Genomic DNA, 14,371 nt, shown 5'->3' with positions numbered 1-14,371 from the left:
AGCTCCAGCGTCACGTGCTGACCCGATCTTGTCGCAATGAGCAGATTCGACTGTGCGGGCTCTTTGGTGATGGGCTTCACGTAGACGTACTCCGGTTCTCCCTCGCTGTGCTCGGCCTTAAACTCGCCAGGGCTGCCGAGAATGACTGAGGTGATCTCTTCCGGCATGCGGATCGTCGACTCAAACTCTGGCCGCAAATGAAGAACAGTCACCTCCCTTGGGTTGATCGTGATGGTGACTACACGCGCTCCTACTACCGTGTCCTTTGCGTTCAAGTGCAGAGGAATCAAGAACGCAATAGGCATGATCCAGCGAAACTTCATGGCGATGACCTCCTCGACGGCCTCACGGCCGGATACTTGCGAAGCACGTATTGCCTTCGGACCGCCTCTACATAGGCCACAACATCCGGATTGCGATAATCCAGTTGCTCACGTGCGATGCCTCGGTCGCCCGCATAGTAGGCTGCGGTCACCAGACGCAGATCGCCGTGGAACTCCCACATCAGAGCCGTCACGTAACGCGTGCCTGCCGCGATGTTCTGTTCGGTATTGAAAGGGTCGAAGGCGCCGAATCGTTTGGCAGTCGCCGGCATGAGTTGCATTAACCCCATCGCCCCTTTATTCGAAACTGCCCGCGGATTCCATCGCGATTCGATGTCGATCAACGCGGCGATTAATTCGGGAGGGACGCGATAGTGCGCCGCATATTGGCGAACCAAGGCCGCCGCGGGCGCCGGATCGGCCTGCCCAAAGCAGAACCGGGGAAACGCGAACAAAAGCAGGAGCAGCCATTGCTTCATGAACTTGTCCCTCCGTGAAGCGCAAGACCTTGCGCGAATCGTGCGCCGTCGTCGAGCAGACTCTTGAATCCTTCGCGGAGCAGGAGGTGCCTACGGTCTTTTTCGGTCTTGGCAAGGAAGGGCAAAAGAACATCGCGCAACTCAGCGGTGACGTGGTCTGTTCCGAGCAACTGCAGAGCGTTGGCGAAATCGATCATCTCGGAGACGGATGGCGGTTTTTCGAGCGAGTAATTGCGGAACGAGAGCGCGATCCCCGCCATCTCCCGGTGAAACTCCCCGTCCGCTTTCGGAGTGCGGCTAGCGATAATCTCCGCTTCGCGCTCCGGAGTCGGGTGCTCGACACGCAGATAGAGGCTGCGCCGGCGTATCGGGTCTCCCAAGCGGCGCTCCTCGTTGCTGGTGAGCACGACAAACGGTATGCTCTTTGCCGCAACCGTGCCGAATTCCGGAATCGAAAGTTGCCATGCGGAAAGGATTTCCAGCAGCATGGCTTCAAAACCATCGTCGACTTTGTCTAACTCGTCAATGAGCAGCACGCAGGGCCGCTCGCATTCGAGCGCCCGCATCAGGGGACCGGGACGGAAGAAGTCCCGCCCCTTGAGATTCGTCTGAACGCTCTGCCAGTCTTCGTGCTGGCCCTTTGAGAACTCCATGTAGAGACGCTGCAGGCCCTCGTCGAAACGGCCGATTGCCTTGTCCTCTGTGACGCCGCGGTAGCACTGGAGCCGCTCCACGTGCGTGCCCGCTGCCGCAGCTACCGAGATGGCTAGCTGGGTCTTGCCCGAGCCTGCAGGCCCTTCGAGCAACAGCGGCTTCTGCAGCTTGGCCGCAAGAAACACCACCTGGGTCATTACCTGGTCGATGAAGTAGCCCGTTGCGGCCAGTTTGCCGGCGAAATCGGTGATCGAATCAAACATCGCCATGCCCTCGCACTTCTACTGGAATTGGCGTCGTGCTCCGCCCGCACTCCATCGCCCGACCACCAAGCGAATTGCCTGATCCGAGGATTGCCTGAACCCAAACATTCACGAGCGAGGTGGTTCCTAGTGAGGCAAGGAAGACCAAGAGCCCGAGATCCCTAAAGTCTCCTGGCGATGCCTTCCAGATCGCAATCCCGTAGTACACGGCCACAACCGCATCGAGAATCGTCAACAGCACCGCGATCACGAGATACCCTGGGCAACCCTTCATCTGGCCTTTCTCCAATGCCAAGACAGCATGGGGTGACTCTGGAATTCGGTCAAATTTGTAGCTCACCGAGAGAGCGAGAAGCGGTTGCAACGGTTCATGCGGAGAGCGCCATTCGCCGGCGCGAGTCTGCCCGCCCAACGGGTCTGCGGCCGTTTCCGCCCGCTGGCAGCGCCTCAATCCATTCGGTGATTGCCTCCGGGCGATAACGCACCAGCGGGCCAACCTTGACATAGGGCGGACCCTCGCCGCGAACTCGCCACCGTCGCAGGCATGCCAAGCTAACCTGGATCTTCTCTGAGACCTGGGTTTCGTTCAGAAGTGATTCCATCGCACCCTCCTTTTCGTTTCAGGTGATCACTTAAAAACCTGGCCGAGACTCTAGCCAATGGCCAGGTCTCGGTCAAGTTGTCAAGGTTTGGTTCTATCGAGATTGGGTATCGCCCGATTGTGAAGGAATCGCGCGTCCGGCGACGACCGCTTCCACTGCGGCCCGCTTCGCCTTCATGCGGATGTGGCTATAGTGACGAAGCATCTGACGATCGACGTGCCCGGCGATCTCCATGATGGTCTCGTCGCCGGCCCCGCTTTCGGCGAGCTCGGTGATGAGGGTATGCCGGTTGTCGTGCCAGCGGCCTTTCACGTTGGCCTTCGTCCGCATGGTGTTCCAGGCTTTCTTGAACGAGGTGATGTGCCGCGTAGGGTCGGAGGGACGTGGCTTGCCCCAGGGGAAGACATACCACTCGTCCTGGATCTCTCCGAACTTTTTCTGGTATCGGGCGCGATGGATGAGCAACGCTCCATACACTTCGGAGTTCAGCGGAACGATACGCCCTTCGCCCGCCTCGCTCTTTGCTCTTCCCACCTGCACGGTCTTCGCCGTGAAGTCAATCTGTCCCCAGGTCAGCGTCTTGATTTCCGTATCCCGCAGGCCGCCGTTGCGGGCCAGCATATATGCCGGATACATGTGGGGGCTGTGTGACTTCCTCGCCGTCGCTTCCAGAGAGTGACTCTCTGCGGCATCGAAGGCTTTGCCAATCTGTTTATGCACCGCCAGCTTGAGCTGTTTCTTCTTTTTGAGATGGGCGCGAACCACGTCTCCGGGGTCGCCCAGCATCTTGAGGAGAAAGCGCACTTCTTCGTTGATCGACTTGGGCGCGGCCTTCTCTCGCAATCGGTCTTCCTGATAGCCGAGGACCGCAGCTTCGTTGATATCGACGACCAGTTTTGAACCAAGCAGGCGCGAGACGTGACCGAGCGCATATTCGGCAAAGCTGGCCGACCGATACCGCAGCCTGTAACCGACTAGATATTCGACGATGATCTCGGCAACAGTCCGAATGCGATTCTGACGGACTTCCTTGACGTTGTTGTACCCGGCTTCGAGTTCCCGCCTGCGCTCCTGCTCTGCGCTCTTGGCGATGGTTTTGGATGTTGACTTGGACGACTCCCGGACCAGTTGGCCGGCAAAAAAGAAACTGTACCACCAGACATTTCCTCGTTTGAAAAGCGACATATTCCACTCCTGTCTCTCGGTTTGGCGCGCCGGTGCACCGGAGCGCGACTGAAGATTCAGGCGCGGACGAAATTCGATCAAATTCAGGTCGCCGGGAGACCAGAGGAGAGCCTGGTCGAGGGGCTTCAGATTGGAGGCTGGGAGTCGGCTGAGGAGGTGAGCAACAACTAAGCTCGATTGCTATGGGTTAGCACTCGATTTTGAAGGAGCAGGTGCACAAAAGTCTTCACAGTTGGCACTTTTTGGGGGTTTTCTGCTCGTTCTTAGCTTGCTAAGTTGTTGATTTTATTGGCTCCTCAGGTAGGACTCGAACCTACAACCCTTCGGTTAACAGCCGAATGCTCTGCCATTGAGCTACTGAGGAGTGTCTGGCGGTGAATTGTCCTCTACAAAGTTAACAGACTCAGGGAGTCACGTCAAAATGCCAGCCTTTCTCAACAACCATGTCAGCATGCGATAAACGCAGCCATCCGCTACCATAAACACAGCCCTCCAGGAGGCCCTAATGTCCCGCATATCCCACCTCGATCGCAGCGAAGTCAACCCCGATCTGGCAGCCCTGTTCGACAAGGTTTTTGCGCAGCGCGGCAACGTGCCCAACATGTTCCGCGTCATGGCGCATCGCCCTGAAATCTTCGCCACCATGCAGGCGCATTTCGGCGCCGTCCTCAACACCGGCACCGTCTCAACCAAGCTAAAAGAGCTGATCATCGTGCGCACCAGCCAAGTAAATGAGACGCCCTACTGCCTCGCCAGCCACACCATTCTCGCCAAATCGCTCGGCTGGTCAGACGACCAGCTTGCGCATCTCGCCGAGTGGAAGAAGCGCGAAGACTTTACGCCGGCGGAGAAGGCCGCCTTGCGCCTGGCTGAAACCGTCACCCGTGACGCCCACGCCGTCACCGACGAGCAGTTCGCCGAACTCCGCAACTATTACTCTGAAGGCGAGATTGTCGAGCTTCTCTGTGCCATCGGTCTCTTCAACTATTTCAACCGCTTCAACAACGCCCTCAAAATGGAGCCAACCAAACCGGGTGAAGGTGGCTGCGTTGCGCCGGCCGAACATTCAACAGCAGCATCGCAATAACCTACCCGTTTTTGCAGATCGAATCAATCCACTCGTTGGTTTCAGAAAAATCCCCGATCAGGAGTTCTTCTTCTTAATGAATCTCAAACTGCCCGCCAGCGACTTCCGCGCCTATCTCTTCGACTGCGATGGCACCATCGCTGACTCCATGCCGCTGCACTACAAGGCATGGACAAAAGCCCTCGCCGATTACGGCGCCACTTACGAAGAAGATCTCTTCTACGCCTGGGGAGGCAAACCGGTGCGCAAAATCATTGCCGACCTGAACGAGATGCACGGTCTGAGCATGCCTGTCGACACGCTCGCGGCGCGCAAGGAAAGCTACTACCACGCGCAACTTCATGAACTGAAGGGCATCCCTGATGTCATCGAACACATCGATGCGCAACACGGTCGCATTCCTTTCGCCGTCGTCTCCGGAAGCCGCCGCGCCTCCGTCGTCGGTTCGCTCACCGCTCTCGGCCTGCTCGACAAGTTCGACGTCCTCGTCTGCGCCGAAGACTACAAACACGGCAAGCCCGCACCTGACGGATTTCTGCTGGCCGCAACGAAGCTGGGAATCGCCCCCGAGCGCTGCCTCGTCTTCGAAGACACCGAACTCGGCATTCAGGCCGCCACCGCCGCTGGCATGCAATCGGTGCTCGTCGCTCAGCCCGTGCGCGAAAATTTGGGAACTGAAACGAATACGGGAACGTAAGCTGAATTCAGGAGGGCGATCGTGCCAGAACTTCGTGTGTCCGCAGTCCCCAACGCTTACACCCGGAGCAATCCCGACCCGCCATCTACCGCGAGTCTTCTTCCCGTGCTCTGCATCGCCGTTGCCGCCGCAATCGTGCACATTGCCACCAACGGCCGCTACGGCTTCCACCGCGACGAACTCCAGTTTCTGAGCGATGCCCGCCATCTCGATTGGGGCTTCGTCGCCTATCCCCCGCTCACGCCGTTCATCGAGCGCATCAGTCTCGGCCTTTTCGGCCTCTCGCTCATTGGCCTGCGCATGTTCTCCGTCATCGGCCAGGCCATCGCGATTGTCGTCAGCGGCCTTATGGCGCGCGACCTCGGCGGCAGCCGACTCGCGCAGGTTGCCACCGCATTTGCCGTCGCCCTGTCTCCGCTTCCTATCTTTGAAGCCACTGAATTCCAATACACTTCGTTCGCATTTCTATGGTGGGTACTCATTGCGTGGTTCACCATCCGCCTTCTCAAGACGGAAAATCCCCCCTGGTGGCTCGCCATTGGCGCAGCCATCGGCCTCGGCTTGATGACCAAGTACGCCATCGTCTTTTTCATCGCCGGAATTCTCGTCGGCATGGCATCTTCGCCTGCTCGCCGCTATTTCGCGTCGAAGTGGTTCTGGGCCGGCGTCGCCATCGCTCTCGTCATCTTTTCGCCGAACATCCTCTGGCTCGTCCGCCACAACTTCATCTCCTACACCTTCCTTCAGCACATCCACACGCGCGATGTCGGCGAGGGTCGCGCAGACGGATATCTCGTCAACCAGTTTCTGGTCTGCGCCAACTTGTTCGCTGTTCCGGTGTGGCTTATCGGCCTCTATGCCTATCTGCGCAACAGCCGCTACCGCATGGTTGCCTTCATGTACCTCGTTCCGCTGCTGATGTTCTGGATCAACAAGGGCCGCTTCTACTACGTCGCCGAATCCTATCCGATGCTCATCGCCATGGGTGCCGTCACCTGCGAAAACTGGCTGCTGCGCATTCCACGGTGGGCACAGATCACCATCGAAACGGCTTTCTTCGCCGGCGTCTTCATCTGCGGGGCCTACTTCTTTGCCGGATGGGTTCCCCTGGCGTCCAGCGGTCCGCTCCGCGACTTCGCCCTCAAACACAGCGAAGACCTTCGCGAAGAAATCGGCTGGAATGAAACGGTCAAAGCAATCGCCGGGGTCCGCGATTCCATTCCCGCCGATCAGCAGGCGAATGTCGGAATCCTCGTCGGCAACTACGGCGAACAGGGCGCAATTGAATTGTTTGGCCCCGCCTATCATCTACCGCCGCCCATCAGTATGACCAACTCCGCGTGGCTACGCGGCTATCCAACACCGCAGCCCACAACGCTCATCGTCATCGGGTCTTCGCTCGAATGGGCCGACCGCAACTTCACCGGTTGTCACGTCGTCGCCCGCATCGCCTATTCCTCCGGCGTGAAGAATGAAGAGAGCGAATACCACACTGACATTCTGCTCTGCGGTCCCCCGCGCCAGCCTTGGTCCGTTTTCTGGAAAGATCACGAACGCTTCGGCTAAGGTTTGCTGGACACAGAACGGCACAAGCCGTCCGGCATATACTGGTTTCCTTCACGCGATTGATGGAGCAACCAATGAAAATGCTGCGCTGCTTCGTGATGTTGCTGTGCGCACTGCTGCCGGCGATTCCCGTCTCCGCTAAAGAAAAAATCACAAAGCAATCCTTCGATTTTTCCGGCCACGCGAGAGTCATATACATGGTTGTCCCTGACAAGCCCGGCCCCATGCCCGTCGTTGTCCTGCTCGACGGCTCTGGCCGCAACGGCGAAGTCATGGCCCAGGCATGGAAGGATCTCGCGGGACGAGAAGGTTTCATCATCGCCGCTCCGGACGCTTACGGTTCCGCAGGATGGGGATCGTTGGTAGATCCGCCGGAATTCTTCCGGGCAGTTGTCGACCAGGTTAAGACCATTCATCCCATCGATGAAAGCCGCATCTATCTCTTCGGCCACTCTGCCGGCGCGGCCTACGCGCTGTTTCTGGCCATCATGGATTCCGATCTCTTCGCTGCAACGGCCGTTCATGCGGGCGCTCTGCAGGCCAATCCTGAAGGCCTCTTCGATCAGGCGGACCGTAAGATGCCCATCGCCATATGGGTTGGCGATCGCGATCCGTTCTTCCCCGTAGATGCGGTTGAGTCGACCCGGCGACTGTACGCCGCGAACGGATATGACATCAAGGTAAACCTGATTCCCAACCACGACCACAACTACTACGTCATCTCCGACCAGGTGAATGCCAAGGCATGGGAGTTTCTCAAGAGCATTCACCTTGAACCTGCCGCCAACGCAAGCCAGCCTTGATTCGTTCCGCATCTCCGTTCGAACACCAATCGTCGCGCCAGCGCCTCAATCGATCACATTCTGCTTCTGCTTCGCGCCGAGGTTCCGGATGATCTTATCTTTGCTACAATTGTCCGAAATTCCAATCGCACCTGAGGACTCCGGATGTCTATCCTTCGCAATGCTGTACTGCTGTCGGTGCTGATGTCCCTGGTCGCATCGCCCCAGTCGCCTGCGCCAAACGACGCAGCAGGGGTCGCCGCCGATAAGGCTTACACTTCGCAGAACTGGACCGACGCTGAGACTCAATACTCAGCGCTCACCCAGCAGAGTCCGACGAACGCGCGCTTCTGGTATCGACTCGGCGTTTCCGCGCGACATAACAAAGACTTCGACGCTGCCCTCAAAGCAATGGAGAAGGCAAAGAGGCTTGGTGCCGCGAACGGCTTGCCCGCATTTATTGCGGACTATGAGATCGCCAATACCTATGCCGCGATGGGAGACACAGACCGCGCGCTCGCGTCGTTGAAAGCCTCTGCCGATGGTGGCTACTCTCAGCCCGCCCGTCTCACCGGCGACGTCGAATGGAATTCGTTGCGTCAGAACCCGCGCTTCATCGAGTTGTCAAAGCAGGTACAGCACAACGCTGCTCCATGCGAAGACCCGACCTTTCGAGCATTCGACTTCTGGGTTGGCGATTGGGAAGTCGCATCGTCCGCAACCGGAGTACACCAGGGCTCAAGTCATGTTGCAAAGGAAATGGGCGGGTGTGTCATCTGGGAAAACTGGACTTCGGCCGGTGGACCCTATTTCGGTAAGAGCTACAACACGTGGAACGTCAATCTCAAGCGCTGGGAACAATACTGGGTCGACAATGCAGCGGGTGTCATCTTCTTTCACGGCGGCATCAAAGACGGCATAATGGATTACTGGACCGATGACGTGCCCCAATCCGCGGGCGGAACCCTCTTGCGCCATCTTCAGTTCTTCAATCTAGGACCAGACAAAGTGCGCCAGTTCTCGCAGGGATCCAATGACGGCGGCAAGACCTGGCACGTCGAATACGACCTCGTCTACACGCGGCAACCATCCCAGCCCTCGCCAACTACTCATTAGTAGAGCAGCACCGCCACTCTGTATGCGGTGAACGTGCCAACGGCCCCGCTTGGATCGCAACTTCCCACGCTCGCCTCGCGATACCGACCCGAAGCAAGTTGATCCGCGAGTTTCTTCGGCAGATGGCTCAAGTCCGAATCCTGCCAGCGCATCACAAAGAGTGGCTGCATCGATCCCGTCGATCGCGGCATGCCGCTCTCCATCGCGCAGGCAGCACGCGCCAGCGGAGCGCTCCCGCCAATCGCTACTCCGCTCGGCCGAATCAGCTTCGCAACGCGCTCCTCGATCTGCGTCTGCGAAAACGCCTGAACGCCATGCGCATAATCCGCCGTCGCATACAACACGCCGCGGCTCGCAATCACCGCAATCCCCACCCGGTCCACTTCCGGATTGAGCATGTTCTCGCGATGCCCCGTTGAGTGCATCCACTCGTCGTGAATAACCACGGGCGTTGGCCCGATCGCCACATTCTCTTCCACCAGGTCAAAGTGCACGCCCGCCAGTCCCGCCCGCTCCGAGAGTTCGAGTTCCCCCGGATAGCGATGTGCGATCGGCCCCTCGGCTACCATGCGCAGGGTGTGCTTGCGCGCAGCCTCGGCCAGTGCGTTGTCCCAGCTAAGCGGCGGAGCACCCGCTGCCGCACGTGCTTGGTTCGCCAGCGCCATCAACTGCATTGAGCCCGGCTCCGGCGCCTGGCGCGATTGCCCATCGGCCCCCGCCAGCGCCAACGCGCAAAGCATCAGTACCCTAACGGCAGCGGAAAGCTGTTTACCTGAAATGTTCACGTCTACTACACATAACTCATTTTGCGTCAGCGGTATCCTTACCAACGTAACCTCCAAATTCCGGACCATCGGAAAGCGCATTCGCCGTTAACCCTTAGGGTGGCGAGCGCTGTTGCTTGCGATTTTAGATCCCAACTGGTCACTCCTACTCTGTTCGCGTCATGCTCCACTTTCCTATCACCGGGGCCATTTGACGATCACAAAAAAAAGTGCTCAAGCCAAGAATTCTGCCATCCGAGCTTTAGAGGGCTGGTGTGGGTTGGTCAATCCTGAAATCGTCGCGCGGTCCGACCCAGAGGACCAGAAGGAGGGCCGGCAATCCAACGACGCTGGTAAGCAGGAAGAAAGGCGCCCAGCCGATCTTCTCTGACAAGACTCCTCCTGAGGAGGCCACCACGGTGCGGCTGAGCGAAGCCAGTGACGACAGCAGCGCGAACTGAGTCGCCGTAAAGGCTGGCGAGCAAAGACTGGATAGCCAGGTTATCAATGCGGTTCCGGCCATTGCACCCGTGAGATTTTCTGCAGTGACGCATAAAGCAAGGTAGCCGATCCGATGCCCTCCAACGGCCTGCAGAACAAAGAACAGGTTCCCCACCGACTGCAAAATGCCGCAAAGAATCAGCGCGCGGCGGATTCCCAATCGGATCGTCACAATGCCGCCTATGAGGGCCCCTGTCACGATGGAGAAGAATCCAAATATCTTCGAGGCCGTCGCGATCTCAGGCAACGTAAATCCAAGCGATATGTAAAGTGGAGTCGACATCACTCCCGCCATCGCCTCGCCCATCTTGTATAAAAAGATCGCCATCAGAATGACGAGCCAGAGCCGCCGCTGCATGAAATCACGAAACGGTTCGATCACGGCTTTGAAAAGCGCGTGAAGAATCGTCTGCCACACCGAGTGCGCAACATACGACTTCTCCGCGGGCAGCTTCGGTTCGGGACCAAACAAAAACACCAGTAGTCCCACCCCAAGCAGTGCAGCCATCGTGGCATAGGCTGCGAACCACCCGGCTGATGCCGCGATGAACAAGGAGCCGGCTCCGGACGCCAGCATGCCGATCCGGTATCCGGACTGAATCATAGCCGCTCCGGGAGCCTGCTCATCTTTACTCAGGCTCTCCACGCGCCAGGCATCGATGACGATGTCCTGGCTCGCAGACAGAAACGCAACCACGACCGCCAGGACAGCCATGCGCGGCAGGTTGTGCTTCGGATCGCATGATCCCAGAGCGAGGATTGCACCGATGAGAAGTATCTGGATGGTGATGCCCCAGCCGCGCCGTCGTCCCAGGGGCAGCGGTGGAGGCACTCGATCAATGAGCGGCGCCCATACGAACTTGAATGAGTAAGCGGTGCCAACCAGGGCGATGGCGCCGAGGGTTGAACGCCGCACGCCGACCGAGGCAAGCCATGCTTGAAGAGTGGAGTAAGTCAGCAGCAAGGGCAGGCCACTCGAAAACCCGAGGGCAAGCACCTGCAGCACACGTGGTTCTGTATAGGCAGCGATCGCCTTTCGCCAGTTTGTTGGAGCGTGTACTTCGTTGGTTCCGGGCAATTCCTTCATATTAGTTTTCAAGTATCCCGCTCCAGCCTCTTGCACTACTTTCTTAATAAATGATCGCAACAGGCAATGTAAGAGCAGCACGGGCCAGGCACAAGTGAAAGAGCCAACAGAGTCAACGTAACACGAACGGCTTCACCTGCTCCCAGCCTCGCTATGCGAGATTACAGCTTGTTGATCCATTGCATCTCGTTTTCTTTCCGGCAGTAGCTGTTGCAGGTGCAGTTCTAGGCTTCAACTTTCTGAGAGACGCGTTGCGCGATCGGCTTGATCCGCGCACCCGTCTGGAAATGGGGTTATGAGGAACCTATGGTCATCGTGAAGAAAGGTGATTGCGAGCATTGCGGACGCCTCTACCGCTATTCACTCTGGCACTCCGGCTTTGGCGACAACTCCTACGCATACTGCGACGATTGCGGCATGCTCGCCCTCCTCAACTACACCAACCCGTACGTCGCCGGATTTCCTGACCTGTCCGTTCAGTTCGCTGAAATGGACGCATCGTGGGAGCCCTTTCTCCAGCCGTGCGTGTGTTCAGGACGCTTTCGCAAGGGTGCCTCGCCGCGCTGTCCCCACTGCCATGAACGGCTCTCACCCACGCACGCCGCCACACATATCGAGGCGCAGGCGACGGGCGCAGGAAAAGGTTGGCAATGGCAAAGGAACTGGAACGGCGTCTATTGCATGGCGATGGATAATGCCGAAACTCCCGGCTACCCGCGCCAGATGGTCGACCCCGTCCAGCAACCGGAGATGGCAAAGTCCAGAAGCCGGTGGTCGCTCCTGTTCAGCTTCGGCCGATGAAGGTCGGCGTCCTCGGCGACACCCACGGCCTCCTCCGCCCTGAAGTCCTGCTCGCCCTCGCCGGCGTCGAGCGCATCCTGCATCTCGGCGACGTCGGCGATCCGGTCATTCTCAAATCTCTCGCAAAGCTTGCTCCCGTCACCGCCATCCGCGGTAACGTCGATCGCGACGGCCCCTGCGGCCGCCTGCCCGAAACCGAAGTTATGCTCCTCGAAGGGCACTACATCTACATGCTCCACGACGTGCAAACGCTGCACCTCGACCCTGCGGCAGCCAAATTTGCGGCGGTGCTCTATGGACACTCGCACAAACCAAACATCGCTCATCGCAAGGGCGTGCTCTATTTCAACCTCGGCTCCTGCGGCCCCCGCCGCTTCGACCTTCCCGTCACCGTTGGATTGTTGACGGTTGAAAAAGATCTCAATCCCTCCGCAGAGATCGTCCACATCAACTTGCTCTAGCGCAGATCCCTCTCCGCCCGCTGATTCCCCTTTGTCCTGAATCGCGAAACTCCTACATAAAACGTATTCGCATCCGTGCCAGGATTGTGCTGACTGATGTTCGCATTCGACAAATGTTGATACCGATAGCCGATCGTAATCGCCTGGTTCTTGTGGTGGAAGATGTTCAGCCCCGCTCCGTAGTCGATCGTGTACATGAACCGCGACCCCTGCGGGCTCAGCACCCGATCGCTGAAGTAGATGAATCCCCCATCCGTGGAGAAGAACGGCTGCAGCCGATGCAGCGGAAGAAAAACCATCTGAAAGCCCGCCGGGCTTACGCCGCTGCCATAAACGCGCTTGCGCTGGTTAAACTCCGTTCCCGTCGAAGTTTGGTTCGGCGTCGGCCAGTCCAGCATGGCCAGCGCGGTCATCTCCGGCGAATACCGCATCGTCCACGACTCGTGATGCCGGTACAACTCATACGAGTACCGCAAATCAATCGGCATGTACTTCACGTCCCCGGCAAATCCCCAGATGTGGCCGCTCATCACGGACATTCCCCACCACGCGCCGAACTCATGCTTGCCGCCCGGCCCCTGCCAGTTCGACGGCGCCGCCTCGGGCACCCGCTCCACCGATCCTAAGTACGCCTCCGCCTTGCTGTCGTGATGCCTCGATGCATAGCGCATCGCATCCGCGGTCGACGCCGAAACACCCTCCCCCGGATCGCTCCAGAAGCTGTTCGCCTTCACAATCCGCGAGTCGCGATACCACGGCGGCCTGAACCGCAGGATGTTCGCAAATCCCCGTGCCGGTGTCAGAAAGTTATACATCGTCAACAAGACTGGATTGCGGCTCTTGTCTTCCAGCTTCCTCACCACATGCTTGTCGAGATAATCCTCCGCGATCGTCCAGCCAAGACCGCCAACCGGCGTTGTCACCAACTCAACCCATCCCGTCTCGTTGGTCAGCACGCCATGGTCAAAGAAAAAGTGATCGCCATTATGTCCAACGGCGGCTTCCCCAGTCGGACCGAGCTTCCATTCAAAGCTGTAAAACGTCGACCACGCCAGCGCGCGCATTCTGCTGCGCCAATACGCTCTGTCGTTCGCGAATTCCAGCGTCATCCCCTTCGGGTCGTTCTGGATCCAGATGCTGTTGGTGATCGCGCCCATCATCGGATGTCCCACGTAGTCGTCCAGCAAAGGGTTATTGTCTGACCAGCGACTCCAGCGCCACTCCTGCACCGACGCCACATAGCGGTCCCACCATTTCCCGGTCAGCGTTTCATGGCGATACCAATAGCCCGTGTAGATGTTGCCTCCATCTTCAAACGCGTTGAAGAGCACCGATTCCAGCACCATCGGCCCCCAGTGCATCCGGCACTCCCGCGCGCCCATCTCATCCCTCGGACAATCCTTGAGCGGCACATACATCGAGTGAGCCGCCGGTTCCACAATCGGATCGGAACCTGCTTCCGCCGATGTGCTCCAATCTGCAGAGTCAAACGTCGGCAGTCCGGCAATCTTCCCCATCGGCACCGCGCGCGGAAGTGCAAACTCCCCCGTCGCGTTATTCGTCGGATCGCCTCCTGCTTGCAGCGGAATCGGCTTCGGTGCATCCGGGATCTCTGACACCGCCGGCCAGTCTCTGCCCAACGCCGACCGATCCATCGAACCAGCGATTCCGGATGCCTGCGTTTCCGGTGCTCCGGACTGCGCAATTGCGGCGCTCACTCCCGCCAGCAGAATTAGAACCGCCGCCCCGCTCCACAACCGGTTCATTGCCCGATTGATTGCAACGTTCACTCGCGCCAACCGATTGAATTCAACCCCTGCTTTCTTCTTTGCCTCACCGTTGACCTCGGCCTTCTCTGCCATCGAACACGACCTCTTACGACTGGAAAAGTTCAAGTCTGCATGCCTCCTCAATTACGGCATTTCGGGAAACTCGTGGTCTTTCTTCCGCTCGGGGATGTCGCCGCTCTTTGATGGCAGCGGCTATTTGCATTCAGGTTTCGG

The 14,371-nt window shown here is 58.4% G+C and carries 16 protein-coding genes and 1 tRNA gene; 7 read left to right on the top strand and 10 right to left on the bottom strand.

Annotation, left to right across the window (positions count from 1 at the left end):
• The 7 genes from WCA10_RS21630 to WCA10_RS21600 all read right to left on the bottom strand — a co-directional run.
• The coding region (locus WCA10_RS21630; RefSeq protein WP_472824608.1) for a hypothetical protein at positions 1-323 on the bottom strand (323 nt) is incomplete at its 3' end.
• Positions 320-802 (bottom strand): lytic transglycosylase domain-containing protein, encoded by a 483-nt coding sequence (locus WCA10_RS21625; protein WP_472824607.1) that lies wholly within the window; start codon positions 800-802, stop codon positions 320-322. The genes WCA10_RS21625 and WCA10_RS21630, both read right to left, overlap by 4 nt.
• On the bottom strand, positions 799-1,725 hold the full coding sequence (locus WCA10_RS21620) for an AAA family ATPase (protein WP_472824606.1): 927 nt from the start codon (positions 1,723-1,725) through the stop codon (positions 799-801). Before WCA10_RS21620 ends, WCA10_RS21625 begins: the two co-directional genes overlap by 4 nt.
• Positions 1,712-1,993, bottom strand: a complete 282-nt coding sequence (locus WCA10_RS21615; protein WP_472824605.1) for a hypothetical protein — start codon at positions 1,991-1,993, stop codon at positions 1,712-1,714. Before WCA10_RS21615 ends, WCA10_RS21620 begins: the two co-directional genes overlap by 14 nt.
• Before the next feature lie 94 nt (positions 1,994-2,087).
• Complete coding sequence (locus WCA10_RS21610) at positions 2,088-2,321, bottom strand: helix-turn-helix transcriptional regulator (protein ID WP_472824604.1); 234 nt, start codon at positions 2,319-2,321, stop codon at positions 2,088-2,090.
• 93 nt (positions 2,322-2,414) lie between these two features.
• The gene (locus tag WCA10_RS21605; RefSeq protein WP_472824603.1) at positions 2,415-3,506 is read right to left on the bottom strand and encodes a tyrosine-type recombinase/integrase; all 1,092 of its coding nucleotides are present in this window, start codon (positions 3,504-3,506) and stop codon (positions 2,415-2,417) included.
• A 289-nt stretch (positions 3,507-3,795) separates the two neighbouring features.
• Positions 3,796-3,870, bottom strand: a tRNA-Asn gene (locus WCA10_RS21600).
• A gap of 141 nt (positions 3,871-4,011) precedes the next feature.
• On the opposite strand from WCA10_RS21600, the gene WCA10_RS21595 reads away from it, so the two are divergent.
• The 5 genes from WCA10_RS21595 (at position 4,012) to WCA10_RS21575 (ending at position 8,754) form a co-directional block, all read left to right on the top strand.
• Positions 4,012-4,593 carry a carboxymuconolactone decarboxylase family protein gene (locus WCA10_RS21595; RefSeq protein ID WP_472824602.1) on the top strand — a complete coding sequence of 194 codons (582 nt, stop codon included), beginning with the start codon at positions 4,012-4,014 and terminating at the stop codon, positions 4,591-4,593.
• 76 nt (positions 4,594-4,669) lie between these two features.
• Complete coding sequence (locus WCA10_RS21590; RefSeq protein WP_472824601.1) at positions 4,670-5,290, top strand: HAD family hydrolase; 621 nt, start codon at positions 4,670-4,672, stop codon at positions 5,288-5,290.
• Between the two features lie 21 nt (positions 5,291-5,311).
• A complete protein-coding gene (locus tag WCA10_RS21585) occupies positions 5,312-6,856 on the top strand; it encodes a glycosyltransferase family 39 protein (RefSeq protein WP_472824600.1) in 1,545 nt (514 codons plus the stop codon).
• 74 nt (positions 6,857-6,930) lie between these two features.
• A complete protein-coding gene (locus WCA10_RS21580; protein ID WP_472824599.1) occupies positions 6,931-7,659 on the top strand; it encodes a CE1 family esterase in 729 nt (242 codons plus the stop codon).
• Between the two features lie 144 nt (positions 7,660-7,803).
• Positions 7,804-8,754 (top strand): tetratricopeptide repeat protein, encoded by a 951-nt coding sequence (locus tag WCA10_RS21575; RefSeq protein WP_472824598.1) that lies wholly within the window; start codon positions 7,804-7,806, stop codon positions 8,752-8,754.
• Here WCA10_RS21575 and WCA10_RS21570 read toward each other — a convergent pair.
• Together WCA10_RS21570 and WCA10_RS21565 are read right to left on the bottom strand one after the other, a co-directional pair.
• Positions 8,751-9,584 carry a CAP domain-containing protein gene (locus WCA10_RS21570; RefSeq protein WP_472824597.1) on the bottom strand — a complete coding sequence of 278 codons (834 nt, stop codon included), beginning with the start codon at positions 9,582-9,584 and terminating at the stop codon, positions 8,751-8,753. The two genes, WCA10_RS21575 and WCA10_RS21570, sit on opposite strands and share 4 nt — an antisense overlap.
• A gap of 196 nt (positions 9,585-9,780) precedes the next feature.
• A complete protein-coding gene (locus WCA10_RS21565) occupies positions 9,781-11,106 on the bottom strand; it encodes an AmpG family muropeptide MFS transporter (RefSeq protein WP_472824596.1) in 1,326 nt (441 codons plus the stop codon).
• A 306-nt stretch (positions 11,107-11,412) separates the two neighbouring features.
• Between WCA10_RS21565 and WCA10_RS21560 the strand changes: the two genes are divergently transcribed.
• Entirely contained in the window at positions 11,413-11,907 is a 495-nt protein-coding gene (locus WCA10_RS21560) for a hypothetical protein (RefSeq protein WP_472824595.1), read from the top strand.
• Positions 11,904-12,368 carry a metallophosphoesterase family protein gene (locus tag WCA10_RS21555; protein WP_472824594.1) on the top strand — a complete coding sequence of 155 codons (465 nt, stop codon included), beginning with the start codon at positions 11,904-11,906 and terminating at the stop codon, positions 12,366-12,368. The genes WCA10_RS21560 and WCA10_RS21555 overlap by 4 nt, the downstream gene beginning before the upstream one ends.
• On the opposite strand, the gene WCA10_RS21550 is transcribed toward WCA10_RS21555, so the two are convergent.
• Positions 12,365-14,230: an acyloxyacyl hydrolase gene (locus WCA10_RS21550; protein ID WP_472824593.1), complete on the bottom strand. Its 1,866-nt coding sequence runs from the start codon at positions 14,228-14,230 to the stop codon at positions 12,365-12,367. The genes WCA10_RS21555 and WCA10_RS21550 overlap by 4 nt on opposite strands.
• Positions 14,231-14,371: the final 141 nt, after the last annotated feature.

The organism is Occallatibacter sp., from assembly GCF_049582745.1.
Taxonomy (GTDB): domain Bacteria; phylum Acidobacteriota; class Terriglobia; order Terriglobales; family Acidobacteriaceae; genus Telmatobacter.
Note: the sequence above shows the minus strand (reverse complement) of the source record. Positions and strands in the feature narration are given on the sequence as shown.